The organism is Sphingomonas oligoaromativorans (genome assembly GCF_011762195.1).
Lineage (GTDB): Bacteria > Pseudomonadota > Alphaproteobacteria > Sphingomonadales > Sphingomonadaceae > Solisphingomonas > Solisphingomonas oligoaromativorans.
The window spans coordinates 353,750-379,561 of the sequence record NZ_JAASQK010000005.1 but is presented as its reverse complement, the minus strand read 5'-3'; the positions used below and the strand labels follow the sequence as shown (position 1 = coordinate 379,561).

Genomic DNA, 25,812 nt, shown 5'->3' with positions numbered 1-25,812 from the left:
CGGATGGCCGCTCTAGGTTCAGATATCCTTGGTGATGCCGACGAACACGCCCCGGCGCGGGCCATATTGCGGCGCGCCGACGCCGACGCCGGTTCCGTCGCGGATCTCGTATTTATGGTCGCCGATGTTGGTGACGTCGACGCGGACCTCGATCCCCGGCGTCTCGAACTTGTGGCTCGCGGTCAGGTTGAACTGGGCGTAGCCGGGCAGCGCATCGCCGTTCGGCACCGCGCCGTCGGTGCGCAGGCCTGAGCCGTAGAGCATGTCGCCGCCGATCTTGGTGCCCGCCAGGAAGCCGTCGCGGAAGCTGTAGGAGATGCCCGCGGACGCCGTGTAGGTCTGGTCATGATCCAGGTAGATATAATGGTTCTGGATGTAGGCGAGGTCGGCGGGATCGAAGCTGAACTGGCTGGAGACGATGTCCTTCCCCTGCGCCTTGGCATAAGCGAAGTTGCCGTACACCAGCCACGGCCCGCGCTGATAGGTGATGTTGCCCTCGACGCCGTGGATGCGCCCGCGGCGATAGTTGAAGGGCGTCAGGATGATCGGCGCGCCGAATTGTCCCTCGTCGACCAGATTCTTCGAGGTGCGGTAATAGCCGTCGATGCTGACCGTCACGGCGCCAAGCTTCTGCTGGGCGCCGACGTCGAAATAATTCTGCCGCTCGGCGAAGGGCGTGGTGTTGACCGCGCCGTCGGGCGCGGCTGCGCTGGTGCCGGCGAATTTCGAGATGCTGGTGGTCGCGACATTCTCGAATGGCGGCGGCGAGAAATAGCGGGCGTAGCCAGCGTGGAGCGTCGTGCCATGGCCTGCCTCCCACACCGCGTTCACACGCGGGCTGAACTGCTGCTCGCAGCGGAAGCCGCAATAATGATCGTAGCGGCCGCCGAAATTGAGCGTGACGGCGGGGAGCACCTTCCACTCGTCCTGAAGGTAGACGCTCTCGGTCCACTCGGTCTTGCCGCTATTGTCGACGATGCCGATCGGCTGGCCGGTCTGCGCGCCCGTGTCGTCCACCGGGAAGACGAAGGTGTCGGTGTCGCTGGTGCCGCGATCGCGGCTGATGATGACGCCTGCGCGCAGCGTGTGGTGGTCGGAGAGCTTGTAGGCGGCCTCCGATTGCAGGCCGACGGTGAAGTCCTGCTTCTTGGCCTGCTGCGCCTGCCCGTTGAAGAGCAGCTCGCCGGTGATGTCCGGGCGATAGACCAGTTCGGAATAGCGCGCGTAGAGCGAAGTCTGCCAGGTCAGCGGCCCGGAGTCATGGAGCCATGACAGCGCGCCGAAGCCGGTGCGCTCAAGCTGTCGCTCGTTGAGATCGTCGGAGAGATAGTCGGTCTGGCCGCCGACGTCCCAGCCCGCGTCCGGGTGCAGCCCGCGTGGGTTGGGGATCTGGAAATAATCGTTGGAGAAGCCGCCGATGAACGAGATCCGGTCCCCGTCGCCGAGGATATGATCGACATAGGTGAAGGCATTCACCTGATCGGTCTTGTCGTGCAGCGGGGTGGAGGAGCCGTCGACGCTCTCGATGCCGAGCCCGTTGTGGCGATAGCTGCCCGAGACGAAATAGTTGGTCGCCCCGTCCGATCCGCCATATTCGGCGCTCGGCTCGATCCAGTCATGGCTGCCGCCGTAGAGCGAGATGTCGCCCTTGTTCTGGAAGCCGGTCTTGGTGGTGATGTCGATGATGCCGGCGGTGCGCAGACCATATTGGGCGGGCAGCGCGCCGGTCAGCAGGTTGAAGCTGTTGATGAGGCGCGGCGACAGCGTCTGGCCGAAGACGGCGAGGCCTTCCGGCAGGATCGTGCCGTTGATGCGATATTGCAGACCGTTGTGATCGTCGCGGACATGAAGCTGGCCGAACCCGTCCTGCACCACGCCGGGAATCTGGAGGATGAGCTGGTTGAGCGGCTGGTTGTCGCCGCCGGGCAGCGCCTGGATGGTGGCATTGTCCACGCCATAAGCGGTCGCGCCGAGCGAGGGCTGGATCGCGGCGCGCGCGGCGTCGAGCCGTTGGCCGGTGACGACGATCGCCGGCGACGAATCGGCGGTGCCGCCGGTGTCGGCCGTGGGAGCGACGGTGGAGACCTGCGCGAAGAGGGGGGAAGTGAAGAGGGCAAGCGAGGCGGCACTCAGCAACAGAAGCGACTTCGGCGGCATGTCGGTCTCCGGGGGGATCGACGGTGAGATAGTGTAACATGACATTTCATGGGAAGTGACAAATGGGTAATGGGAAGAAATTCGTGGCGGTGCGGAATCCGTGCAACGGTTTGATGTTTCGGCATAAGCTCTTTCGCCCGGTGCGCTCTCGTCGCACGCGCGAATAATCGTTTCGGCGGGGTTGCGATTCCAGGTCGGCAGGCGTCTGCTGGCGGCGGCTCAGCGGTGTGGAGTGATCGGATGAAGGGCTTCGTCGTTGCGTCGCTGCTGTCGATGTCGCCGGCCATCGCGCAGGCAGCGCCCGTCGAGAGTTTCGTCGAGGCGCCGGGTCCGCAGGGGCCGCTCAAGGGCACGATGCTGGCGCCGGAGGCGAAGGCCGCGCCGGTCGTGCTGATCCTCCCCGGCTCGGGGCCGACCGATCGGGATGGGAATAGCCGGCTGGGCATCAGGGCCTCGACCTATCGTCTGCTGGCCGAAGGGCTGGCGGCGCGAGGCATCGCCTCGGTGCGGATCGACAAGCGCGGCCTTGGCGGCAGCGCGGGCGCCGTGGCGGACGGCAATGCCGTCACGATGGAGGATTACGCCACCGATGCGAAGGCGTGGGTCCAGACGATCCGCGCTAGGACGGGCGCTCCCTGCGTCTGGCGGCTGGGGCATAGCGAAGGCGGCACGATCGCGTTGGAAGCCGCGCAATCCGCCACGGACATCTGCGGCCTGGTGCTGGTCTCCGCGCCGGGGCGCCCGCTCGGTGAAGCCTTGCGCGCGCAGCTTCATGCCGGCCTGTCGGATGCGTCCCTCCTCCGGCAGGCCGACAGCGCGATCGATACGCTGGAGGCGGGGCGGAAGGTGGATGTGTCGGGGATGCCTCCGGCTATCCGGTCGCTCTTCGATCCGCGCGTACAGGGCTATCTCATCGACGCGATGGCGATCGATCCGGCCAGGCTCGCCGCCGCCTATAAAGGGCCGGTGCTGATCGTGCAGGGCGCGCGGGATATCCAGGTGTCGGTGGCGGACGCGCAGGCGCTCAGGCAGGCGCATCCCGCCGCGAAGCTGGTGCTGCTGCCCGATGCGAACCATGTGCTCAAGGCCGTCGCCGATGACACGCGCAGCGCCAACGTCGCCACCTATGCCGATCCCTCGCTGCCGCTCGCGCCGGGCGTGGTGGACGCGATCGCGGGCTTCGTGACCGCCCGATAGGCCTTGCCAAAGCCGCCCCGCTCGGACAGGCGGAGGGCATGACCGGGATGCAGGCTGAGCAGCACTGGTGGCGCAGGGAGGCGAGGGCGACGGTGGCGCTCGCTTATCCCCTCGTGCTGACCAACCTCGCGCAGGCGCTGATCCCGGCGACCGACGTGGTGCTGCTCGGCTGGGTCGGGCCGAAGGCGCTGGCGGCGGGCGCGCTCGGCGTCAATCTGTTCAACGCCTGCATGATCTTCGGCGTCGGCCTGATGATCGCCGCCTCGCCGATGATCGCCCGCGCGCTCGGCCAGCGATCGCATAACGTCCGCGATGTGCGCCGCACCGTCCGGCAGGCGCTGTGGACGGCGGTGGCGGTGGTGATCCCGATCTGGCTGCTGCTCTGGCACGCCGAGGCGATCCTGCACCTGTTCCGGCAAGACCCGGAGCTGTCGCACATGGCGCAGCAGCTCGTCCGTCCGATGATGTTCGGGATGCTGCCGCTGTTCGGCTATCAGGTGCTCAAATCCTTCGTCTCGGCGCTGGAGCGGCCGGGCTGGGCCTTCGCCGTCGGCGCGAGCGCGGTGATCTCCAACGCGCTCCTCAACTATGGCCTGATCTTCGGCCGTTTCGGGCTGCCCGAATGGGGGCTGTTCGGCGCGGGGCTGGGCAGCACGATCTCCAACAGCGTGATGTTCGGCGGGCTCGCGATCGTGGTGTCGCGGCATCGGATTTTCCGGCGCTACCATCTGTTCGGCCATTTCTGGCGCGCGGACTGGCCGCGTTTCCGCGAGGTGTGGCGGCTGGGCCTGCCGATCGCGGTGACGCTGGGCATGGAGGTGACGATCTTCAACGCCGCCGTCTTCCTGATGGGCCTGATCGGCGAGGCGGAGCTGGCGGCGCACGCGGTGGCGATCCAGATCGCGTCGCTCTGCTTCATGGTGCCGCTCGGCATCGGGCAGGCGACGACGGTGCGGGTCGGCATCGCTTATGGGCGCGAGGATCGCGTCGGCGTGGCGCGCGCCGGCTGGTCGGCATTCGGGCTGACGATGGTCTTCATGATCTGCCTGGCCGCGATGATGCTGCTGGCGCCGCGCTTCCTCGTGGGGCTGTTCCTGGACGTCCACAACCCCGCCAACGCGCATGTCGTGGCGCTGGCGGTGGCCTTCCTGACGGTGGCGGCGCTGTTTCAGATCGTCGACGGCGCGCAGGCGGTGGGGGCGGGCATGTTGCGCGGCATCCATGACACCGCCGTGCCGATGCTCTTCGCCGCGTTCGGTTATTGGGGCGTGGGGCTGGGCACGGCGATCCTGTTCGCGTTCCACTTCGGCTGGGGCGGCGTCGGCGTGTGGATCGGCCTTGCGACCGGCCTTGCCTCGGTGTCGGTGCTGATGATGACGCGCTGGGCGCGACGCGGGCGGCTCGGCCTGATCTAGCGAGAGAGCCGGACCAGCGCCTCATCGAGCGACTGGAGGAAGCGCGAGCGATCCTGTTTCGAGAAGGGCGCGGCGCCGCCGATCTGGTCGCCGCCGGCGCGCAGGTCCGCCATGATCGCGCGGGTGGCGATGGCGCCGCCGATCGAACTCGTCGTGAAGGGCTTGCCGGTCGGCGCCAGCACCGTGGCGCCCGCCTTGAGGCAGCGATCGGCGAGTATGATATCCGCCGTCACCACCACCGCGTCCGCCGCCGCCAGTTCCGCGATCCGGTCGTCGGCGGCGTCGAACCCGTCGCTCACCGTCTCGCGGGTGAGGAGCGGGTGCGGCGGCACGCGCAGGAAGCTGTTCGCCACCAGCGTCACCGGCACTTCCCGGCGGAAGGCGACCTTGTAGATCTCCTCCTTCACCGGGCAGGCGTCGGCATCGACGAGGATGCGGGGGATCATCCCCGCGGGCGATAGGGCGCGCGCGGCGGACGGGCGTTGCCGCCGGGGCGACGGGGGCCGCCCGGCCCACCCGGCCCGCGGCGATGCGGACCGCCCGGCCCGCGAGGCCCACGCGGCGGCGGACCACCGGCGGCCGGCTCGATCAGCACATCGCCTTCCTCGTCGCTGCCGGCGGTGCGCTTGAGCGAGGCCGAGAAACGCTGGGCGGCGGCGGGATCGATCTCGAACAGGGTGTGATCGGCGGCGATGCGGATCGCGCCGATTTCCTGCTTGGTGATGTGGCCACGGCGGCAGAGCAGCGGCAGCAGCCAGCGCGGATCGGCGTTCTGCGCGCGGCCGATGTTCATCTGGAACCACACGCCTTCGACACGATCCGCACGTTCGCGACGCTGTGGCGCGTCCGACTGCTCCAGCAGTGCCTCGGGCGCCGGCATCCGCCCGCGATAGGCGCGGACGAGGGCGGCGGCGATATCCTCGACGCTGCGCTCGGCGACGAGGCGCTCGGCGATCGCGCGATCCTCCTCGTCCGTCTCGATCGGCTGGAGGAGGGTTTCGAGCAGGCGCTCGCGATCGGCGGCGTGGACCTGCTCCGGCGTCGGCGCGGAGATCCACTCGGCCGGGATGCGCGCGCCACGCAGCATCATGTCGACCCGCCTGCGGCGCGGATAGGGCACGATGAGGGCGGCGATGCCCTTCTTGCCGGCGCGGCCGGTGCGGCCCGAACGGTGCTGGAGCGTCTCCGCGTCGCGCGGCAGCTCGACATGGACCACCAACGTCAGCGACGGCAGATCGATGCCGCGCGCCGCCACGTCGGTGGCGACGCAGACCCGCGCCCTCTTGTCGCGCAGCGCCTGGAGCGCCTGGTTGCGCTCGGACTGGCTGTGCTCGCCCGACAGCGCCACGGCCGAGAAGCCGCGATCGACGAGGCTGGCGTGGAGATGGCGCACCGCGTCGCGGGTCGCGCAGAACAGGATGGCGGTGTCCGGCTCGTGGAGGCGAAGCAGGTTGACCACCGCATTCTCGATGTCGGCGGGAGCGACCGTCACGGCCTGATAGCTGATGTCGCCATGGCCGCGATCCTCGCTCACCGTCGAGATGCGGAAGGCATCCTTCTGGTAGCGCTTGGCGAGCGCCACGATCGGCTTCGGCATCGTCGCCGAGAAGAGCAAAGTACGGCGGCCCTCGGGCGTCGCGTCGAGCAGTTCCTCGAGATCCTCGCGGAAGCCCATGTCGAGCATCTCGTCGGCCTCGTCGAGGACGGCGACCTTGAGCTGCGACAGGTCGAGCGCGCCGCGCTCCAGATGATCGCGCAGGCGGCCGGGCGTGCCGACGACGATGTGCGTGCCGTTGGAGAGGTTGCGGCGCTCGCGGCTGGCATCCATGCCGCCGACGCAGGTGGCGATCCACGCGCCCGCCTTGCCATAGAGCCACATCAGCTCGCGGCTGACCTGGAGCGCCAGCTCGCGCGTCGGCGCGATCACCAGCACCTTGGGCGCGCCGGACGGGCCGGCGGTGCCGTTCTCGTTCAGAATCTGCGCCGCCATGGCGAGGCCGAAGGCGACCGTCTTGCCCGATCCCGTCTGCGCCGAGACGATCAGATCGCGTCCGTCGGCCTCCGGCTCGATGACGGCGGCCTGGACGGCGGTGGGGGCGGCATAGCCGCGCGCGGACAGCGCCTCGGCGAGCGTGGCGGGCAATCTGGAGAAGGGCATCGGTCGCAGATGGCGTTTTCCGCGCCAAGTGCAAGGCCTTTCGTGCATTCAGGGGCGGAGTACGACCATCGAGACGGCGTGTGGCGCCACCGAAACGGCGTAAGAGCTGGCCTTCTGCCCGAGATCGCGATGCGCCCAGACATCGCGCGCGGAGAGCTTCAATGCCGGCGGCAGGTCCAGCATCGCCCAGTCGGCGCGAATCGTGCGGGGCGTATCGCCACGGTTGAGCAGCAGCAGCGCGCGGCCGCCGCCGGCCAGCGGCTTCATCCACACCTCGCCGTCGCCATCCTTCGCGACTCGGTGGCCCTGACGGCCGAGCGCGTCCTGATCCACCGCGATCACCTCCCGGTTGGTGAGGATGGCGCGAATCTCGGGCGTCATGCGCGCCACGTCGTTGCCCGCGATCAGCGGCGCCGCCATCGTCGACCAGAGCGAGAAATGGGTGCGATATTCCTCGGTGGTCATGCCGCCATTGCCGACCTCCAGCATGTCGGGGTCGTTCCAGTGGCCGGGGCCGGCATAGGGCCAGAGCGGCTCATTCTGGTCGACGATCCGCATCATGCCGTTCGAATAGGTGACGGTGCCGTCCCATTTGTCGGTGATGTCGCCGGTGGTGCGCCAGAGATTGCCGATCTTCTCCGCCCACAGCCACGCCTTGTTCTGCCCCCATTCGCACATCGAGAAGACGATCGGCCGGCCTGTGGCGCGCAGCGCGTCCGCCATCAGCGCATAGGCTTCCTCGGCGTTGCGCGTGCCGGTGGAGCACCAGTCATATTTCAGATAGTCGACGCCCCAGCGTGCATAGGTGGCGGCGTCCTGATATTCATGCCCCTGGCTGCCCGGCCGCTTGCCGCAGGTGAGCCGCCCCGCATCCGAATAGATGCCGAATTTCAGCCCCTTCGAGTGGACATAATCGGCCAGCGCCTTGATGCCCGAGGGGAAGCGGCTGGCGTCGGCGGTGATGAAGCCATCCTTGTCGCGCGCGCCCTGCCAGCAATCGTCGATCACGACATATTGGTAGCCGGCGTCCTTCATCCCGCTGGCGACGAGCGAATCGGCGGTCTCGCGGATCACCTGCTCATTCACCTTGCAGGCGAACTTGTTCCAGCTATTCCAGCCCATCGGCGGGGTGAGCGCGAGGCCGTTGGCGGTGCGGCCAGGCTCCTGGCTCGGCGGCAGGCGGTTGGGATCGGGGGCATCCTCAGCACACGCCGCCCCGACCAGGCTTGCTCCAGCCATCAAGCCCAGCATCACTCGGGGCAGCTTCCGCATCTGTCTCTCCCTGTTATCTAAAATGATCTTATAATTTATGGCCGAGAGACAGGCTGTCCCGCAATGCGGATTTGCAGCGCGCTGGGCATCTGTTACGCAACGCCTCGTCGCGCTAGCGGAAGCGTCCGCCCGCGATCATGCGGCACGACGGGCGTGGACGCGAGAACGGGAGAGGCGGAATGCGCGCAGGCGCAAGCAACAATATGGGTTTCATCGTCCTCATCAGCGGTGTGGCGACGATCGGCGGCTTTCTGTTCGGATTTGACAGCGGTGTTATCAACGGCACCGTCGAGGGTCTCCAGCAGGCTTTCCATACCGACAGCGCGGGCACTGGCTTCAACGTCGCCTCCGTTCTTCTGGGCTCCGCGGCGGGTGCGTTCGCGGCGGGCCGGCTGGCTGACGTGTTCGGCCGCCGCGCGATCCTGCTGCTCGCCGCCGCGATGTTCGTGCTGAGCGCGCTCGGCGCCGGCGCGGCCTCGGGTTCGGCGATGTTCATCCTCGCACGCATCATCGGCGGCTTCGCGGTGGGCGCGGCCTCGGTGCTGTCGCCGGCCTATATCTCCGAAGTGACGCCGGCCGCCACGCGCGGCCGCCTCGCCTCGATCCAGCAGATCATGATTATCATCGGCCTGACGGGCGCTTTCCTGTCGAACTATGTGCTGGCGCAGGTCGCGGGCTCGTCGACCGCGCCCTTCTGGGGCGGCTACGAGGCGTGGCGCTGGATGTTCTGGATGCAGACCATCCCGTCGGCGATCTTCTTCTTCGCGCTGCTCTCGATCCCGGAAAGCCCGCGCTTCCTCGTCGCCAAGGGGCGTCGGGACGTCGCGCTCGGCGTGCTGACCCGCCTGATGGGGGCCGACGCCGCGGAAGCCAAGCTGGCCGAGATCGACGCTTCGCTGAACCACGATCACCGTCCGCGCTTCGCCGATCTGATCGACAAGAACACCGGCAAGATCCGCAAGATCGTGTGGACGGGCATCGGCCTCGCCACCTTCCAGCAGTTCGTCGGCATCAATGTCGTGTTCTATTATGGCGCGGTGCTGTGGCAGGCGGTCGGCTTCTCGGAGGCGGATTCGCTCAAGATCAACGTCGTCAACGGCGCGCTCTCGATCGTCGCCTGCCTGCTCGCGACCAGCGTGATCGATCGCCTCGGCCGCAAGCCGCTGCTGCTGATCGGCTCGATCGGCATGACCATCACGCTCGCCAGCGTCGCTTATGCCTTCTCGACCGGCGGGCTCGATCCGGCGGGCAAGCTGGTGCTGTCGCACGGCATGGGCATCTTCGCCCTGGTGAGCGCGCTCGCTTATGCGGCGCTGTTCAACCTGAGCTGGGGGCCGGTGATGTGGGTCATGCTGGCCGAGATGTTCCCCAACCAGATCCGCGGCGCGGGCCTGGCGGTGAGCGGGCTGTTCCAGTGGACGGCCAACTTCATCATCACGCTGACCTTCCCGATCCTGCTCCACTCGGTGGGCCTGACCAGCGCCTATGGCCTCTACGCGCTGTTCGCCCTGCTCTCGATCATCTTCGTGGTGAAGATGGTCCACGAGACGAAGGGCATGGAACTGGAAGCGATGGAAGGCTGACAAGGGATCGCCGGGCGGCGTGGGTCGTCCGGCGATCACGCATGGGAGGGTCGAGATGCTCGTTCTGCATAGCTGGACCACCCCCAACGGCCGCAAGGTGCCGATCCTGCTCGAGGAACTGGGCCTCGCTTACGAGGTCCATTTCGTCGACATCTCGAAGAACGAGCAGTTCGAGCCGGACTTCCTGGCGATCTCGCCGAACAACAAGATTCCCGCGCTGGTCGATTATGGCGCGGAGGACGGGCCGCTCTCCATCTTCGAAAGCGGCGCGATCCTGACCTATCTCGCCGACAAATATGGGCGCTTCCTCGCGCCTCGGGGCCATGCCCGCTGGAAGGCGATGGAGTGGCTCAACTGGCAGGTCGGCAGCCTCGGCCCGATGCTGGGCCAGCTCGGCTTCTTCGCGGTGCGCTCGAAGGAGAAGGCGCCGCTCGCCATCGATCGCTTCACCGAGGAAGCCGGCCGGCTGCTCGGCGTGCTCGAACGGCGGCTCGGCGAGACGCGCTACCTCGCCGGGGACGATTACACGATCGCCGACATCGCCGCCTATCCCTGGATGGTGACCGCCACGACCGTCCAGAAGGACGTGCTGGCCGATATCCTCGCCGGCAAGAAGGCCATAGCCCGCTGGATGGCGGAACTGGCCGCCCGCCCCGCCGTGCAGCGGGGCATGGCGATCAAGCCCCCGCCCAGGGGGATTAGCTGATCCCGCCGCCGAGAGCGCTGTAGAGCGTCACCAGGTTGGCCTGTCGCGCCAGCCGCGTCGTCACCAGCGCCTGCTGCGCCGAATAGAGCGTCCGTTGCGCGTCGAGCGTCGTCAGGAAGCTGTCGATGCCGTTGCGATAGCGCGCCTCCGAGAGCTTCGCCGCCGTATCGGCGGCCGTCGCGCGGGCGGCGCGGGCCGAGACCTGCTCCTCGATCGTGCCGCGCTGGGCCAGCGCGTCGGAGACCTCGCGGAAGGCGGTCTGCACCGATTTGCGATAGGTCGCGACGGCCGCGTCCCGGCTCGCCTCGGCATAGCGGAGATTGGCCTTGTTGCGCCCGAAGTCGAACAAGGTGAGCGCGCTCGATCCGCTTGCGTTCCAGGACCATGTGCCGCCCGTGAACAGCCCGGACAATGCGCTCGACGCCGATCCCGCCGCGCTCGTCAGCGAGATGGTCGGGAAGAAGGCCGCGCGGGCCGCGCCGATATTGGCGTTCTCGGCCTTGAGCTGATCCTCCGCCGCGATCACGTCGGGGCGCTTCAGCAGCACGTCGGAGCTGACGCCCGCCGGAAGCGACGCGAGTGTGAAGTCCGCGGTGCCGAGGCCGCTTGGAAGCTGCGCGGCCGGCACGGTGGCGCCGACCAGCAGGTTGAGCGCATTCTGGTCCTGCGCGATCTGGGTGGTGAGCTGGGCGACGTCGAAACGGGCGTCCTGAAGGTTGGTCTCGGCCTGCTGGAGATCGAGTTCGGAGGCGACCCCCTTCTCGAACTGCGCGCGGGTGAGGTCGACCGATTGCTGGAAGCTCGCCAGCGTCTGCCGCGACAAGGCGAGCTGATCCTGATCGGAGCCGAGCGTCAGCCAGGCCGACGCGATCTCCGCGATCAGGCTGATGCGCGTCGCGTCCTGCGCGGCCTGCGTCGAGAAATATTGCTCGCGGGCCGCCTTGGTGAGGTTTCGCACCTGCCCGAACAGATCGAGTTCGAAGGACGAGATGCCGAGGTCGGCGGCATAGCTCTTGGTGGTGCCGCCGGTGTCGTGTGGGCCGCTGGCGCCGGAGCCGACGCTGGCGCCGTTCGATCCGCTGTGGCGGATGCTGGCCGTGCCCGAGGCCCCGATGGTCGGCAGCAGGTCGGCGTGCTGGGCGCGATACTGCGCGCGCGCCTGGAGCACATGCGCGGCGGCGAGCTGGAGATCCTGATTGTTGGCGAGGCCTTGCGCGATCACCTGCCGCAGCCGCTCGTCCGTGAAGAAGCTGCGCCAGCCGATCGCGGCCGCGTCGGTCGCGGTGGCGCTGGCCGCGGCGTAGGCCGGCCCCTGCGGGAAGGCGGACGGGACGGCCGGGGTCGGCCGCTTGTAATGCGGCGCGAGATCACAGCCGGCGAGCAGGGTGGTGGCCAGAAGGCAGGCGGCTAGGCGACGGTACAAGATGATCTTCCCGTGAGCAGCGCTTCCCCTTGGCGCCATGCTCAACACCAGCGGCGCGCGCTTGGCAAGCGTTCCTGTCATCGAACTGCCCTTCCAGCGCATTACGGTAGCTTCATTTGGCGCGGTCCTGCGGGGATGGTAATTCCGCCATGAACAGGCGCCGAATGGTGTGGCGCGTCGAGGAGCGCAGTCCGGGTGAGATGCGCAACCTGGGTGTCGAGAGTGTCCGATCTGAAAAGCCGATCCCATGCCGATCCCGCAACCGTCCGCTCCGGCGAGCGGATGGTGCTGGCGTCGATCCACGACGTCGGCCCGCGCTTCGAGGCGCAGGTGGACGCGCTGGCGGACCGGCTGTCGCGCCATCTCGGCGGCCCGCGCTTCGCGATGCTGGTGGTGCCCAACCATTGGGGCCAGGCGCCGCTTGGGCAGGCGCGCGCCTTCCAGGCCAAGCTGCGGGATTGGGCGGATCGCGGCGTCGAGATGTTCGTGCATGGTTGGTTTCACAAGGACGGCGGCGGCCACAGCGGCGCGGCGGGCTTCAAGGCGAAGCATATGACGGCGGGGGAGGGCGAGTTTCTCGGCCTCTCGCGGACCGAAGCATTGCGCCGGATGCAGGACGGCCGCGCGCTGATCGAGGACATCATCGGCCGCCCGACCGTGGGTTTCATCGCGCCGGCGTGGCTCTACGGCCCCGGCGCGCGCGAGGCGCTGGGCGAGGCGGGCTTCGCCATGGCGGAGGACCATATGCGCGTCTGGCGCCCGTCCGACGGGGCGGTGCTGGCGAAGGGACCGGTCGTCACCTGGGCGAGCCGCAGCCCCGCGCGCATCCTGAGTTCGCTGGCCTTCGCGGCGCTCGCCCGCACCGCGCTGCGGCCGCTGAAAACGCTGCGCGTCGCCGTTCATCCCGGTGACACAACCGTCACATCATTGCTCGATAGCATCGATGCCAGCCTGTCCGCGGCCGTGCGGCATCGTCGGGTGGGGCGCTATGCCGATCTGTTGACGAGGGCCGACGCTTGAAGATGAGTGCTTCCGAAGGCCTCGTTCTGGAGGCCGAACACCAGCTCCTGGACGGCTGGATCGGCGAGGACGGGCAGACCCCGACGCCGGAGCTGGAGGCGCTCGCCGCCGGCGCGCCGCGCTGGCGCCAATGGCTCGGTCCGCTGCTGTCGCTCACCATCGTGGGCAGCGTTCTGTTCAAGATCGGCGGCGTCGATTTTGGTAGGATATGGGCCATGCTGCCGGCCAACCCGCTCTTCTGGCTGCTGTTCGCGACCGCCTATATGGCGCAGCCGCTGAGCGAGTGGGTGATCTTCCATCGCCTGTGGAGGCTGCCCGGCAGCGCGATCCTGCCGCTGATGCGCAAGCAGGTGGGGAACGAGATCCTGCTCGGCTATATCGGCGAGGTCTATTTCTACGGCTGGGCGCGCCGCAATTCGGAGTTCGTGGCCGCCCCCTTCGGCGCGATCAAGGACGTCACGATCCTCTCCGCCATGCTCGGCAATCTCACGACGGTGGTGGCGCTGGCGATCGGCTGGCCGCTGCTCGCGCGGCTCCCCGCCGGCCTGCATGTGCAGGCGCTGAGCGGGTCGATCGGCGTGGTGATCGTCACCTCGCTCGCGGTGATGCTGTTCCGGCGGCGGCTGTTCAGCCTGCCGCGTCTGGAGCTGTGGTTCATCTCGGCGCTGCATCTCGCGCGCATCGTTGGCGGCACGCTGCTGCTGGGCGCGATGTGGCACCTGCTGCTGCCGGCGGTGCCGCTGTCGTCCTGGGTGATGCTGGCGACGCTGCGCCTGCTGGTCAGCCGCCTGCCGCTGATCCCCAACAAGGAACTGGTGTTCGCCGGCCTCGCGCTCTTCCTGATCGGCCGCGACGCGGCGGCGGCGGATGCGATGGCGCTGATGGCGAGCCTGTTCCTCGTCACCCACCTCGTCGTCGGCGTGACGCTGGGCGCGACCGAGCTGGCCCAGACCGCCCGCCGCCGCGCGAGCTTCGCCTGACATGCGGATCGTCGACGTCTGCGCCTTCTATGCCCCGCGCGGCGGCGGCGTGAAGACCTATGTCGACCGCAAGCTCGCCGCCGGCCCCGCGCATGGCCATGAGATCGTCGTCGTGGCGCCGGGCGACGAGGATCGCACGGAGATTCGCGGCCCGCACGCGCGCATCGAATATCTGGCGGCGCCGCGCTTCCCGTTCGATCGCGCCTATCGCTATTTCCCGGATCAGGAGATGATCCATGCGGCGCTGGACCGGCTGCGCCCGGACATGGTGGAGGCCTCCTCCCCGTGGCGGACGGCGGAGGCGGTGGCGAGCTGGCGGGGCTCCGCGCCGCGCGCGCTGATGATGCACGCCGATCCGCTGGCGGCCTATGCCTATCGCTGGTTCGGGCAGGTCGCGAGCCGCGAGGCGATCGATCGCGGGTTCGACTGGTTCTGGCGGCACCTCCGCCGCCTCGACGCGCGCTACGATCTCGTGGTGAGCCCCAGCCGCAGCCTTGCGGAGCGGCTCGCCGAGGGCGGCCTCCAGCAGGTCGTGACCAACCCGCTCGGCATCACGCCGGGGGAATTCTCCCCCATGCGCCGCGATCCGGCGTTGCGGGCGCGTTTGCTGGAGCGTTGCGGGCTCGGCCCGGACGCCACGCTGCTGCTCGGCATCGGCCGCCACGCGCCCGAGAAGCGCTGGCCGATGGTGGTCGATGCTTGCATGGCCGCCGGTTATGAGCGGCCGGTCGGCCTCGTGCTGGTCGGCGACGGGCGGGAGCGGGCGAAGGTCGTCCGCCATGTCGGCGAGAATCCGCATGTGCTGATGCTGGCCCCGATCACCGACCGCCCCGCGCTGGCGGGCCTGATGGCGAGCGCCGATGCGCTCATCCATGGTTGCGAGGCGGAGACCTTCTGCCTCGTCGCGGCGGAGGCGCGGGCCTCGGGCCTGCCGCTGATCGCGCCGGATCGCGGCGGCGCCTCGGATCAGGCGCGCGACAGCGGCGGCGAGGTCTATCGCTCGGCCGATGCGGGCTCCGCGGCGCAGGCGATCCTGCGCTTCCTCGATCGCGGAGTGGAACGTCTCGGTGCCGAGGCCCGGGCGAGGGCATCCGCCACCCGCACGCTCGACGCGCATTTCGCGGACCTGTTCGTCCGCTACGAAAGCCTCGTCTCGGCCGCGCGCCGCGCCGCCTGATCCCTCAGATCTCGACCTGACTGCCGAGTTCGACCACGCGGTTGGGCGGCAGCTTGAAGAATTCCATCGCGCTTTCCGCGTTGCGGAGCATCCACGAGAACAGCCCCTCGCGCCACAGCGCCATGGCGGGCCGCTGCGCCGCGATCAGCGTCTGCCGGCCGAGGAAGAAGCTCGTCTCCATCAGGCGGAAGGGCGGGCCGCAATCGGGCGCGCGGGTGAGCGCCGCCGGCACGTCGATCTCCTGCATGAAGCCGTAGCGCAGCACGATGCGGAAGAAATCCGGCCCGAGCTGTTTCACCTCGACGCGGTTCCGGTCGTCGACGATCGGCTGGCCGACGATCTTCACCGTCAGGATCACGATCCGCTCGTGCAGCACCTTGTTATGCTTGAGATTGTGGAGCAGCGCCGGCGGCGCGCCCTCGGGCGAGGCGGAGAGGAACACCGCCGTGCCCGGCACGCGCTTCACCGACTTGATCGCGGACTTTATGAAGATATCGAGCGGCATCGCGCTTTCGAACAACCGCTCGCGCAGCAGCCGGCGTCCCGTCGCCCAAGTGGTGAGCGCGGTGAAGGCGCCGGCGCCGACCAGCAGCGGGAACCAGCCGCCATCCGGGATCTTGGTGAGGTTGGACGCGAAATAGGCGCCGTCGACGATCAGGAAGGCACCGATCAGCAGGCTCGCCGCCCAGCGGTTCCACTTCCAGATGGTCAGCACCAGCACGCCCAGCATACAGCTCGTGATGACCATCGTGCCCGTCACGGCGATGCCATAGGCCGAGGCGAGGCTGCCCGAATTGCGGAAGCCCAGCACCAGCAGGATGACGAAGCCCAGCAGCAGCCAGTTGACCAGCGGGATGTAGATCTGCCCCTGCGCGGTGGCGCTGGTGTGACTGATCTTGAGGCGCGGCAGGAAGCCGAGTTGCACCGCCTGCTGCGTCACGGAATAGGCGCCGGTGATGACCGCCTGCGACGCGATCACGGTGGCGATGGTGGCGAGGCCGACCAGCGGCAGGCGCGCCCAGTCCGGTGCCATGCGGAAGAAAGGATTGTCGATCGCGCTCGGATCGTCGAGCAGCAGGGCGGACTGGCCCAGATAGTTCAGGAGCAGGCAGGGGAAGGCCACATAGAGCCACGCCACGCTGATCGACTTGCGGCCGAAATGGCCCATGTCGGCGTAGAGCGCCTCGGCCCCCGTCACCGCCAGCACCACCGAGCCCAGCGCGAGGAAGGCGAGCTTCGGGTCCAGCAGGAAGAAGTTGAGCGCCCACCACGGGTTGATCGCGCCGAGGATGCGCGGATCGCGGACGATGCCGCCGAGCCCCATCGCGCCGATCACGAGGAAATAGAACAGCATGATCGGCCCGAAGATGCGGCCGACCCTGGCCGTGCCCCGCGACTGGATCAGGAACAGCCCGATCAGGATCAGCAGCGAGACGGGCACCACGAAGGCGTCGAAGCCGTTGCCGACCACCTCCAGCCCCTCGACCGCGGAAAGCACCGAGATGGCGGGCGTGATGATCGCGTCGCCATAGAACAGCGCCGTCGCCATCACGCCGAGCAGCACGATGCCGCGCGTCCACTTGCCCTTGTCGCGGTTGCGCACGATCAGCGCGAGCAGCGCGAGGCTGCCGCCTTCGCCGTCATTGTCCGCGCGCATCGTGACGAGGACGTACTTGATCGTCACGACCAGCGTCATCGTCCAGAAGATCAGGCTCAACACGCCGAAGATATGCGGTCGGTCGATCGCCAGCGGATGCGGCCCGGCGAAGCTCTCCTTCAGGGAATAGAGCGGCGAGGTGCCGATATCGCCGAACACGACGCCGATCGCACCCATAGCCAACGGCACCAGCTTGCCGTTGCCATGGCCGGCATGGCCGCCCGGATGGTCGTCATGGCCGCTGGAGGGGCTCGAAGGGGAGGCGAGGGCTTGCTGCATAGGATCAATGACGTCTTTGCTGCATCGCGGAATCGCGAAGCCGGCGGCCTATGGGCTTTCGGGCAGGGGAAATCTACCGGGAAATATCGATCTGACCAGTCGGCTCCGACAGTCCGATGGTCAAAAAAGAGGCCCGCCGCACGAAGCGACGGGCCGAAAGGAAGGGAGAACGCCGCCTGTGTCGTCCGGCGGGCGCGTCCCCGGGGGATTAGAAGCGGAACTGGCCGAACAGGCCGACTTCGTCGTAAGTGCCATGGCCACCGAGCAGCGTGCCGGCCGGGTTGGCGCCACCGATCGTGCCGTTGGTCGTGCTGACGAGGCCGTTGTCGACGCTGTCGCGCTTGTAGACGAGTGCGAGGTCGACAATCTTGGTCGGCTCGTACTGGATGCCTACGTTGTAGTAGTGATCCTTGGTGTTCGAATTCAGGTTCTGCGCGGTGCCGATCTTGTTCGGCTTCACCCAGTCGTAACGACCGAACAGGCTGAATTTCTTGGCGAAATTCACGTTGCCGAACACCGAGTAGCCCTCGGCCTTGTCCTGCGTGGTGGCGGTCACGCTGTTCCAGTTCTTGGCGTAGAGATATTCGCCGCCGATGTTGAACAGGCTGTTCTTGTAGCCGATGAGGGCGTCGCCGCGCTTGGCGTTGTGGTGGGTGACGGTGCCCTGCACATCGTTGCCGCGCTTGCCGGTGTAACCGCCGACGGCCGCATAGAAGCCCTTGTACTGCGCCGAGACACGGCCTTCGACGTCGACCGAGTTGGTGACCTTCACGTTGCGATAGCCGCCGCCGTCGACGACCGAGACCTGGTAGCTCAGGATGCCGCCGGCGAGATCGCCGAGGACGTGGACACCCCAGTCGGACGAGGTGCCGAAGCCGTCACGCTCGGACATGATGTTCTCGATGTGGCGATAGCCATACTGGTTTTCCACATAGGGAATCCAGGGCAGATCGGCCGCGCCGAGGCGGACGATGAAGGCCGGGTTCAGCTTCGCCTGAAGATAGGCCTTCTTGATGAAGAAGCCCTTGCCGACGATGGCGAGGTTGTTGACGTTCGAGGTGGTGCCCGCCGCGCCGTTGCTGACGTTCGGCGTCTGGAAGTTCGAGTTGGCGGTCTGGCCGACGACGTTCGCGGCGTCCATCGTCAGGTTGGCCGAGAAGGTGCTGTCGAACGTGTGATCGATGCCGAGGTAGAAGCGCTTGATGTTGAAGCCGGTGCCGTTGCCGGCCTGCTTCACGCCGTTCGACTTCTGATCGATGTTCGAGAAGTTGAAGTACATGCGGCCCGAGATGGACGTGTCGTTCGCCCACGCGCTCTTCGACTTCGGCTGCTTGGCGAGCGCGGTCTTCACCTCGGTCGGCACGGCGGCCTGCGCGGCGGCGGCCTGCGTCTGGGCGGCCTGCGCGGTGGTGGCGGCGGTGGCGGCCTGCGTCTGCGCGGCGCTGATCGCGGCGGTCGCCTGGGCCTGGTTCTGCTCGGTGTTGTCGAGGCGCTGGGTCAGAGCCTGAATCTGCTGGCGAAGCGCCTCGATCTCGGCGTCACGCTTGTCGGCCTTCGGGGCCGCATGATGGACGACCTTCTTCTTGGTGGCGGCAGCAGCCGGCGTGGCGCCCGCAACGACAAGCGCGATGCCGATACCCGCTCCGGCGAGCAGGTTGAGCTTCGTGTTCATGAATAACCCCTTTTTTCCAGCCCGCCGCTCGCGAGCCTTCGGGGCGTCCGGTAGAGATGCTGCGTGACTCAGGGGTGATAGAGCCGTGTCACTTTCATTACGGTCCGGGAGGGCGGCCCGGACTGTGACAAAAATGTCGAGCGGTGGACACGGTGCCCAGGGGGGCGGTCACCGCCCCGCATTTCCTCGCGAAGCGGCCGGATTTCCGCCGGATTCCGATGCGGGATGTCGGCGGGAGGAGCCGTCAGGGCGGTTCCCGCGGGAGGAAGCTGCGGCTGTTCCCGACGGGGCGCTGGCCGGGTCGCCCTGTCATATTTTCGGGGCGCGGATTGCGCCATGGCTTTGGCGATTCGCCGGAGCCGAACATGGTGATGGGAAAAGGAGCGGGCTCTGCGCCGACACGCTGACGCGCCGACGCAGAGCAGGGAAGCACGCCCCTAAAGAAGGATCATTTCGCGTCGGGGACGGGGAAGCCCTCGAAGCGGAGCGTCGCGTCGATCTTCGGATCGCGCCCGCGGAAGTTGCGGAAGGCGACGGCCGGATCGACCGTGTTGCCCACCGACAGGATGGTGTCGTGGAAACGCTTGGCGGTCGCCGGATCCCACGGGCTGCCGGCTTCGGTGAAGGCCTCGAACGCATCATGATCGAGCGTCTTGGCCCACAGATAGCCGTAATAGCCGGCCGCATAGCCTTCGCCCGAGAAGATGTGGCCGAACTGCGGGATGCGATGACGCATCACGATCTCGGAGGGCATCTTCAGCTCGGCCAGCGTGGTCTTCTCGAACGCCTTGGTGTCGATCGGCGTGTCGCCGGCGAGGTGCAGCTTCATGTCGACGATCGCGGAGGCCTCGGTCTCCACCACCGAGAAGGCGGTGTTGAACTTCTCGGCCGCCTTGATCTTGGCGACGAGTGCGGCGGGCATCTGCTCGCCCTTCTCGTTGACGAGGAAGTGCAGCACCTCGGGCGTCGTCAGATAGTTCTCGTTGAACTGGCTGGGGAACTCCACGAAGTCGCGCGCCGTGTTGGTGCCCGACAGCGACGGGTAGGTGACGTTGGAGTTCAGCCCGTGCAGCGCATGGCCGAACTCGTGGAACATGGTGTCCGCGTCATCCCACGACAGCAGCACCGGCTGGCCGGGCGAGGCCTTCACGAAATTGGCGTTGTTGGAGACGATCGTCGGCACGTCGCCGTCTACGCGGCTCTGCTCGCGATAGGCGTTCATCCACGCGCCCGAATTCTTGCCGGCGCGGGCATAGGGGTCGAAGTACCACAGGCCGACGTGGCTGTTGCCGCGCTTCACCTCGTAGACGGTGACGTCGCTCTGATAGACCGGCAGGCCCTTCACCGGCGTGAAGGTGAAGCCGTAGAGCCGGTTGGCGGCGTAGAACATCGCCTCGCGGACATGGTCGAGCTGAAGGTAGGGCTTCACCTCGTTCATATCGAGGTCGTACTTCGCCTTGCGGACCTTCTCGGCATAATAGCGATAGTCCCAGGGCTGGATCTGGAAGCCGCCATGCTCGGCGTCGACGATCTTCTGCATCTCGGCGACATCCTTGTGGACCTGCGCCACCGCCGGCCACCACATCGCCATTTCGAGATCGAGCGCGTTCTGCGGCTTCTTCGCCATGGTGTCGGCGAGGTGCCAGTCGGCATAGGTCGGGTAGCCGAGCAGATGGGCCTTCTCGGCGCGCAGCTTCAGGATCTGGCTGGCGATCGCGTTGTTGTCGGTCGCGCCGCCATTGTCGCCGCGCGACGTCCACATGCGGAACGCCTTCTCACGCAAGCCCCGGTCGGACGAGTAGGTGAGGAAGGGCTCGGCTGCCGAGCGGGTGTTGGCGATGCGATACTGGCCGGCGGGGAGGTTGTGCGCCTTGGCATCCTCCGCGAAGCCGTCGACCAGCGCCTGCGGCAGGCCGCCGAGCTGATCCTTGGTGACGACGAGCGCGTAATTCTCCTCGTCCGCCAGCTCGTTCTGGCTGAACTTGGTGTAGAGCGTCGCGAGCTGCTGGTTGACGTCGCTGAGCTTGGCCTTGTCCGCGGCCGACAGCTTCGCGCCCTGCTGGGTGAAGTTGTTCCAGTAGAACCAGACGAGCCGCTGCTGCTCCGGCGTCAGCTTCGCCTTGGCGGGCGAGTTGTAGACCGCGTCGATGCGCGCGAAGAGCTTGGCGTTCTGGGTGATCTTGTCCTGGAAGGCGGAGAGTTGCGGCGCGAGCCTGGTCTCGATCGGCTGGAACGCCGCCGTGTTCATGTTCCCCTGCCAGATGTTGAAGAAGGCGAAGGCTCGGGTCAGCGGCTTGCCGGCCTTCTCCATGGCGACGATGGTATTGTCGAAGGTCGGCGCCGCCGGGTTGTTGGCGATCGCGTCGATCTCCTTGAGGTTCATCGCCATGGCGTCCGCGAAGGCGGGCTCGAAGTCGGCGATCTTCACCTTGTCGAACGCCGGCACGCCGCCATAGGGGCCGGTCCACGGCGCAAGCAGCGGGTTGGTCGAGGCGGTGGCGGTCATGGCGGGCGCCTTCCTGGGGGTGGCGGCGGTGGCGGCGGTGGCGGTGGTGGCGATCAGCCCCGCGCAGCTCACGCCGAGCATCAGCGTCTTCATCATGTCGTGGTAAACTCCCCTGTGCGCCGCCGTCGCACGGCGGCGCCCGTTTTCGCGGGCCAGTGTATTGCCCATGCGAGACAGCATGGGGCTGCGCGGGCGCCCGGTCAATCCGCTGCGGAAAGAGGGGCGCCCGCGCGGGCTCAGTTCGGCCCGTTGCCCGGCGCGTGACCCGACGACAGCGAGGGCGTCGCCGCCGTGCGGCCGGTCACCGCGCTCGACACCACCTCGTCATAGAAGGCGGCGAGATCGCGGTGCAGCGCGTGGAGCGCATCCGGGTTGAGATAGGCCATGTGGCCCGACGGATAATAACGGAACTCCAGATTCTGCGCCTGCGCCGGCTGGAGGTCCATATGCTTCAGATCATATTCGGTGCCGAAGAAGGGCGTCGCCATGTCGTAATAGCCATTGAGCGACAGGACATGGAGATAGGGATTGGTCCGCATCGCCGCGGACAGGTCCACCGCCACGTCGGGCGAGGTCTGCGGGCGGGGGCTGCCCGGCGCCTTGTGCGTGAAGTCCCACTTGAAGCCATCCAGCCCATAAGCGGAGACGCGGTAGGGCATGTCGGTCTTGTAACCCAGCTCGCGCACCACATAGTCCTGGAAGCTGGCGATGAAGGCGCCCGAGATGGCCGTATCCGAGGCGTCATATTCGGGGCGCTCGCCGGCCGCGTCCGAATCGATGCCGGTGTAGCGGCTGTCATAGCGGCCGACGGTCAGCCGCTGGTCGCGCAGCAACTCCTTCTGGAAGCGCGAGAGGTCGACGCGCAGATTGGCGTTGAGGATGAAGGCCGGCGAGAGGCCGGTGAACGCCGCCATCTGCTGCGCGATCTCGGCGCGCTTGGCCGGATCGAGCGCCGATCCCTGCGCCAGCGCCGCCGCATAGGGGCCGGCGGCGAACTGGCGCGCCTGCTCGACGAAGGTGGCGACGTCGGCGGGCGGGTTCGGCACCTTGTGATGATACCAGGCGGTGGCGGCGAAGCTCGGCAGATAGTTGATGTAGATCTGGTCGAAGCCCGGCTGGCGGATGCCGTAGTTCAGGATCGACGAGAGGATGATGACGCCGTTCAGCGCCATGCCGCGATCCTGCAACAGATAGGAGAGCGCGCCCGATCGCGTCGTGCCGTAGCTTTCGCCGAAGATGAACTTCGGAGACTGCCAGCGGGCGTTCTTGGTGACATAGCGCATGATCGCGCGGGCGAAGCCGTCGGCATCCTGATCGACGCCCCAGAAGTCGCTGCCCTTCTTGTCGCCCAAGGGGCGCGAATAGCCGGTGCCGATGGCGTCGACGAAGATCAGGTCCGACTTGTCGAGCAGCGTGTCGCGGTTGGGGCCGAAGCCATAGGGGGCGGGGCGGATATATTCGGGGTTGGCGGTCTGCACGCGCTCGGGCGCGAAGCTGCCCATGTGCAGCCACAGCGTCGAGGAGCCGGGGCCGCCATTGTAGAAGAAGGTCACCGGGCGGCGGCTGTAATCCTTCACGCCGTCGGCCGTGTAGGCGACGTAGAAGACCGAGGCGATCGGCTTGGCCTCGTCGTCGCGGATGGTGAGCGTGCCGGCGGTGGCGGTGTATTTGATCGGGCCGCTCTGCGTCGTCGCGACATGGTGGGTGACGACGGTCTGCTCCTCGACCGGCGCCTGCACCCAGCCGGCGGCGGCGTCCGCCTCCTTGTCCTGCTGATGCAGGGTGGCGAGGTCGGTCTTGCCGGGCTTGGCGTTGCCCTTGGCGACGGGCTGGGCGGCGAGCGCGGGCAGGCTGAACGCCGCGGCGAGCGCGAGGAGAGGCAAATGGAAACGGTTGCGCATCGTGGGGGGGTATCCCTGGTGTCGTTATCGTTGGTGCGCGGACTGGCCCCCCGGCCCCGGACCACACACCCGTATAACAGCGGCTCGGGCCGCGATGCGCAACCCCTTTAGAGGAAGCGCTCGGTGATCGCCTGCGGGATGCGCGCGGGGCGGCCGCTCGCCACGTCGATCATCGCCCAGGTGGTGCGCGAGCGGACATGGGGCTTGCCGTCTTCGCCGATGAACTCGATGAAGCGATCGAAGCGGGCGCCCGTGGGCGCATCGCCCACCCATGTCCGCGCGGTCACCCGGCCGCCGGGGCCGAGCGCGCGGAGATAGTCGATCTCGTGCCGCGTCACGACCCAGACATAGGCCGCCACCTGCCCGGGCGTCGCCGCCGACACCCAGTGCGCGGTCGCGACGTCCTGAATCCAGCGCACCCATGCTGCATTGTTGACGTGGCCGAGTTCGTCGATCTCGGCCTCCGTCGCCTCGAAGCCCATCTCGAAGACGGGGCGGTCGCTCATCCGAGCGCCTCGATCATGAAGGCGTAGGCCTCGGCCTTCTCGGTGATCGCCTCGTAGCGGCCCGACTTGCCGCCATGGCCCGCGCCCATGTTGATCTTGAGGAGGAGCGGGTTGGCGTCGGTCTTGGTCGCGCGCAGGCGGGCGGCCCATTTGGCGGGCTCCCAATAGGTGACGCGCGGATCGTTGAGGCCGCCGGTGATGAGCATCGGCGGATAGGCCTGCGCGCTCACATTGTCGTAAGGCGAGTAGCTGCGGATCAGGTCGAAGGCGGCCGGGTCGGTGATCGGGTTGCCCCATTCGGGCCACTCGCCCGGCGTGAGCGGCAGGCTCTCGTCCTGCATGGTGTTGAGCACGTCGACGAACGGCACGTCCGCCACCACCGCGCCCCAGAGATCGGGATCGGTGTTGGCGACCACGCCCATCAGCTCGCCGCCCGCCGAGCCGCCCTGGATGGCGATGCGGCCGGGGCTCGCGAAGCCGGCGGCGATCAGGCCCTTCGCGGCATCCGAGAAGTCGTGGAAGGTGTTCCAGCGCTTCTCTGCCTTGCCGTCCAAGTACCAGCCATAGCCGAGATCGTCGCCGCCCCGGATATGCGCGATCGCACACGCCCAGCCGCGATCGAGCAGCGACAGGCGGTCGGCCGAGAAGCCCGGCGGATAGGCGAAGCCATAAGCACCATAGGCATAGAGGAAGACCGGGCCGAGCCCGTTCTTCTCGAAGCCCTTGCGATAGACGACCGATACGGGAATCGCCTTCCCGTCGCGCGCCGGGACCATCAGGCGCTCGGTGGCGTAGAGGCTGGCGTCATAGCCCGACGGCACCTCGCGCACCTTGCGGACGGTGAGCCGGCGGGTGTCGGCGCTGTAGTCGTACACCGTGTCCGGCGTGACCATCGAGGCATAGCCGATGCGATAGTCTTGCGTGTCATACTCGGGATTGGTGCCGAGGCCGGCGGTGTAGCTTGCCTCGGGGAAGGGCACGCGATGCTCCTCGCCCTCGTAGGTGCGCAGGCGAATCTGGTCGAGGCCGTCGACGCGCTCCTCGATGACGATGTGGCGCGCGAAGCTGGAGATGCCGCGCAGATAGACGCTGTCCGATCCGGCGATCACCGTCTCCCACTGATCCGGCGTCTCGGGGGAAGCGGAGGCGAGGCGGAAGTTGATGTGATCGTCGTTGGTGAGGATCCAGAGCCTGCCGTGCGCGCTATCGACGCTGTACTGGCGCTTCTCCTTGCGCGGCGAGACCAGCAGCGGCTCGGCCAGCGGATCGGCGGCGGGAAGCAAGCGGAGTTCGCTCGTCTCGTGATCGTTGGTGCCGACGACGATCCACTGCCGGTCCTGCGTGCGGCCGAGGTGGACGTTGAAGCCGATGTCCTGCGTCTCTTCATAGAGCGTCGGATCGGCCTCGGGATCGGTGCCGAGCCTGTGGAGACGCGCGCGGAACGTCCGCCAGTTATCGTTGACCTCGGTGTAGGCGACGGCGTCCGAACCCGCCGACCAGACCACCGCGCCGTTCACGACGCTGCTGACCGTCTCGATATCCTCGCCGGTCGCGAGATCGCGGATCTTCAGCGTGAAGCGCTCGGCGCCGCTGGTGTCCACAGCATAGGCGGCAAGCCGGCCGTCCGGGCTGATCGAAAGCGCGCCCAAACGGAAATAATCGTGGCCCTGCGCCTCCTTCACCTCGTCGAGGATGATGCGGGCTTCCTCGGTCGAGCCGGTCGGGCGGCGGAGCCAGCGGCGATATTGCGCGCCCGTCTCGAACGCCCACCAAGTGTCCCAGTCGCCATCCTTGCGGGGGACGGAGGCGTCATCCTCCTTCATCCGGCCCTTCATCTCGGCGAAGAGCGTGTCGACCAGCGGCCGCACCGGGGCCATGGCGGCCTCGAAATAGGCATTCTCTTGCGCGAGGTAGGAGAGGATCGTCTCGTCCGAGATGTCGGGATAACCGGCGTCCTTCAGCCATGCATACTCATCGGAGACGGTGCGGCCGTGGCGCTCATAGCTGTAAGCATGACGGGCGGCGACCGGCGGGGTGGGGAGCTTGGCGGGATCGATCATGGCCGCTTTGTGGGGGCGGTGCGCGCGCCGCGCAAGCGTTACCCCTTCCGTCACCCTGACGGAGGTCAGGGTCCATTCGCGCTGCGCGAGAAGAGGGGACGGAGCGCGAATGGACCCCCGATCAAGTCCGGGGTGACGATGGA

18 protein-coding genes are annotated in these 25,812 nt (G+C 67.6%); 7 read left to right on the top strand and 11 right to left on the bottom strand.

Annotated elements, in window-relative coordinates; all coding sequences use genetic code 11:
• Positions 1-18: 18 nt before the first annotated feature.
• Entirely contained in the window at positions 19-2,157 is a 2,139-nt protein-coding gene (locus tag FHS98_RS12630; protein ID WP_167105285.1) for a TonB-dependent receptor, read from the bottom strand.
• A gap of 240 nt (positions 2,158-2,397) precedes the next feature.
• Here FHS98_RS12630 and FHS98_RS12625 point away from each other — a divergent pair, with 240 nt between their 5' ends.
• Positions 2,398-3,354 carry an alpha/beta hydrolase gene (locus FHS98_RS12625; protein WP_167105282.1) on the top strand — a complete coding sequence of 319 codons (957 nt, stop codon included), beginning with the start codon at positions 2,398-2,400 and terminating at the stop codon, positions 3,352-3,354.
• A 38-nt stretch (positions 3,355-3,392) separates the two neighbouring features.
• Positions 3,393-4,769, top strand: a complete 1,377-nt coding sequence (locus FHS98_RS12620) for an MATE family efflux transporter (protein WP_167105279.1) — start codon at positions 3,393-3,395, stop codon at positions 4,767-4,769.
• Here the strand turns inward: FHS98_RS12620 and FHS98_RS12615 are convergent.
• Genes FHS98_RS12615 through FHS98_RS12605 form a run of 3 tightly spaced genes read right to left on the bottom strand, consistent with a single transcriptional unit; the run spans position 4,766 to position 8,199 of the window.
• Positions 4,766-5,215 (bottom strand): YaiI/YqxD family protein, encoded by a 450-nt coding sequence (locus FHS98_RS12615; RefSeq protein WP_167105276.1) that lies wholly within the window; start codon positions 5,213-5,215, stop codon positions 4,766-4,768. The genes FHS98_RS12620 and FHS98_RS12615 overlap by 4 nt on opposite strands.
• Entirely contained in the window at positions 5,212-6,927 is a 1,716-nt protein-coding gene (locus tag FHS98_RS12610; RefSeq protein WP_167105273.1) for a DEAD/DEAH box helicase, read from the bottom strand. The genes FHS98_RS12615 and FHS98_RS12610 overlap by 4 nt, the downstream gene beginning before the upstream one ends.
• 48 nt (positions 6,928-6,975) lie before the next feature.
• A complete protein-coding gene (locus FHS98_RS12605; protein WP_167105270.1) occupies positions 6,976-8,199 on the bottom strand; it encodes a glycoside hydrolase family 27 protein in 1,224 nt (407 codons plus the stop codon).
• Between the two features lie 179 nt (positions 8,200-8,378).
• Between FHS98_RS12605 and FHS98_RS12600 the strand changes: the two genes are divergently transcribed.
• Together FHS98_RS12600 and FHS98_RS12595 are read left to right on the top strand one after the other, a co-directional pair.
• A complete protein-coding gene (locus FHS98_RS12600) occupies positions 8,379-9,782 on the top strand; it encodes a sugar porter family MFS transporter (protein WP_167105267.1) in 1,404 nt (467 codons plus the stop codon).
• 55 nt (positions 9,783-9,837) lie between these two features.
• Positions 9,838-10,488, top strand: a complete 651-nt coding sequence (locus FHS98_RS12595; RefSeq protein ID WP_167105263.1) for a glutathione S-transferase N-terminal domain-containing protein — start codon at positions 9,838-9,840, stop codon at positions 10,486-10,488.
• Here the strand turns inward: FHS98_RS12595 and FHS98_RS12590 are convergent.
• On the bottom strand, positions 10,481-11,911 hold the full coding sequence (locus FHS98_RS12590; protein ID WP_208402230.1) for an efflux transporter outer membrane subunit: 1,431 nt from the start codon (positions 11,909-11,911) through the stop codon (positions 10,481-10,483). The two genes, FHS98_RS12595 and FHS98_RS12590, sit on opposite strands and share 8 nt — an antisense overlap.
• Positions 11,912-12,193: 282 nt before the next feature.
• Here FHS98_RS12590 and FHS98_RS12585 point away from each other — a divergent pair, with 282 nt between their 5' ends.
• The 3 genes from FHS98_RS12585 to FHS98_RS12575 are packed head-to-tail and all read left to right on the top strand — an operon-like array spanning position 12,194 to position 15,088.
• Positions 12,194-12,931 (top strand): DUF2334 domain-containing protein, encoded by a 738-nt coding sequence (locus FHS98_RS12585; protein ID WP_167105485.1) that lies wholly within the window; start codon positions 12,194-12,196, stop codon positions 12,929-12,931.
• A 2-nt stretch (positions 12,932-12,933) separates the two neighbouring features.
• A complete protein-coding gene (locus tag FHS98_RS12580; protein ID WP_243847999.1) occupies positions 12,934-13,911 on the top strand; it encodes a hypothetical protein in 978 nt (325 codons plus the stop codon).
• A 1-nt stretch (position 13,912) separates the two neighbouring features.
• Entirely contained in the window at positions 13,913-15,088 is a 1,176-nt protein-coding gene (locus FHS98_RS12575) for a glycosyltransferase (protein ID WP_167105258.1), read from the top strand.
• Between the two features lie 4 nt (positions 15,089-15,092).
• On the opposite strand, the gene FHS98_RS12570 is transcribed toward FHS98_RS12575, so the two are convergent.
• The 6 genes from FHS98_RS12570 to FHS98_RS12545 all read right to left on the bottom strand — a co-directional run bounded on the left by FHS98_RS12570 (position 15,093) and on the right by FHS98_RS12545 (position 25,669).
• Positions 15,093-17,024, bottom strand: a complete 1,932-nt coding sequence (locus FHS98_RS12570) for a potassium transporter Kup (RefSeq protein WP_208402229.1) — start codon at positions 17,022-17,024, stop codon at positions 15,093-15,095.
• A gap of 208 nt (positions 17,025-17,232) precedes the next feature.
• On the bottom strand, positions 17,233-18,696 hold the full coding sequence (locus FHS98_RS12565; protein WP_167105255.1) for a hypothetical protein: 1,464 nt from the start codon (positions 18,694-18,696) through the stop codon (positions 17,233-17,235).
• 448 nt (positions 18,697-19,144) lie between these two features.
• Positions 19,145-21,370, bottom strand: coding sequence for a M3 family metallopeptidase (locus FHS98_RS12560; RefSeq protein WP_243847998.1), 2,226 nt, complete (start codon positions 21,368-21,370; stop codon positions 19,145-19,147).
• A 68-nt stretch (positions 21,371-21,438) separates the two neighbouring features.
• The gene (locus FHS98_RS12555; RefSeq protein WP_167105252.1) at positions 21,439-23,103 is read right to left on the bottom strand and encodes a S10 family peptidase; all 1,665 of its coding nucleotides are present in this window, start codon (positions 23,101-23,103) and stop codon (positions 21,439-21,441) included.
• A gap of 107 nt (positions 23,104-23,210) precedes the next feature.
• Positions 23,211-23,609, bottom strand: coding sequence for an acyl-CoA thioesterase (locus tag FHS98_RS12550; RefSeq protein ID WP_208402228.1), 399 nt, complete (start codon positions 23,607-23,609; stop codon positions 23,211-23,213).
• Entirely contained in the window at positions 23,606-25,669 is a 2,064-nt protein-coding gene (locus FHS98_RS12545; RefSeq protein ID WP_167105249.1) for a S9 family peptidase, read from the bottom strand. Before FHS98_RS12545 ends, FHS98_RS12550 begins: the two co-directional genes overlap by 4 nt.
• Between the last annotated feature and the right edge of the window lie 143 nt (positions 25,670-25,812).

Excerpts from the sequence above, each read along its gene's own strand:
- FHS98_RS12630 (WP_167105285.1), bottom strand. The coding sequence starts at position 2,157 with ATGCCGCCGAAGTCGCTTCTGTTGCTGAGTGCCGCCTCGCTTGCCCTC.
- FHS98_RS12625 (WP_167105282.1), top strand. The coding sequence starts at position 2,398 with ATGAAGGGCTTCGTCGTTGCGTCGCTGCTGTCGATGTCGCCGGCCATC.
- FHS98_RS12620 (WP_167105279.1), top strand. The coding sequence starts at position 3,393 with ATGACCGGGATGCAGGCTGAGCAGCACTGGTGGCGCAGGGAGGCGAGG.
- FHS98_RS12615 (WP_167105276.1), bottom strand. The coding sequence starts at position 5,215 with ATGATCCCCCGCATCCTCGTCGATGCCGACGCCTGCCCGGTGAAGGAG.
- FHS98_RS12610 (WP_167105273.1), bottom strand. The coding sequence starts at position 6,927 with ATGCCCTTCTCCAGATTGCCCGCCACGCTCGCCGAGGCGCTGTCCGCG.
- FHS98_RS12605 (WP_167105270.1), bottom strand. The coding sequence starts at position 8,199 with ATGCGGAAGCTGCCCCGAGTGATGCTGGGCTTGATGGCTGGAGCAAGC.
- FHS98_RS12600 (WP_167105267.1), top strand. The coding sequence starts at position 8,379 with ATGCGCGCAGGCGCAAGCAACAATATGGGTTTCATCGTCCTCATCAGC.
- FHS98_RS12595 (WP_167105263.1), top strand. The coding sequence starts at position 9,838 with ATGCTCGTTCTGCATAGCTGGACCACCCCCAACGGCCGCAAGGTGCCG.
- FHS98_RS12585 (WP_167105485.1), top strand. The coding sequence starts at position 12,194 with ATGGTGCTGGCGTCGATCCACGACGTCGGCCCGCGCTTCGAGGCGCAG.
- FHS98_RS12580 (WP_243847999.1), top strand. The coding sequence starts at position 12,934 with ATGAGTGCTTCCGAAGGCCTCGTTCTGGAGGCCGAACACCAGCTCCTG.
- FHS98_RS12575 (WP_167105258.1), top strand. The coding sequence starts at position 13,913 with ATGCGGATCGTCGACGTCTGCGCCTTCTATGCCCCGCGCGGCGGCGGC.
- FHS98_RS12570 (WP_208402229.1), bottom strand. The coding sequence starts at position 17,024 with ATGCAGCAAGCCCTCGCCTCCCCTTCGAGCCCCTCCAGCGGCCATGAC.
- FHS98_RS12565 (WP_167105255.1), bottom strand. The coding sequence starts at position 18,696 with ATGAACACGAAGCTCAACCTGCTCGCCGGAGCGGGTATCGGCATCGCG.
- FHS98_RS12560 (WP_243847998.1), bottom strand. The coding sequence starts at position 21,370 with ATGGGCAATACACTGGCCCGCGAAAACGGGCGCCGCCGTGCGACGGCG.
- FHS98_RS12555 (WP_167105252.1), bottom strand. The coding sequence starts at position 23,103 with ATGCGCAACCGTTTCCATTTGCCTCTCCTCGCGCTCGCCGCGGCGTTC.
- FHS98_RS12550 (WP_208402228.1), bottom strand. The coding sequence starts at position 23,609 with ATGAGCGACCGCCCCGTCTTCGAGATGGGCTTCGAGGCGACGGAGGCC.
- FHS98_RS12545 (WP_167105249.1), bottom strand. The coding sequence starts at position 25,669 with ATGATCGATCCCGCCAAGCTCCCCACCCCGCCGGTCGCCGCCCGTCAT.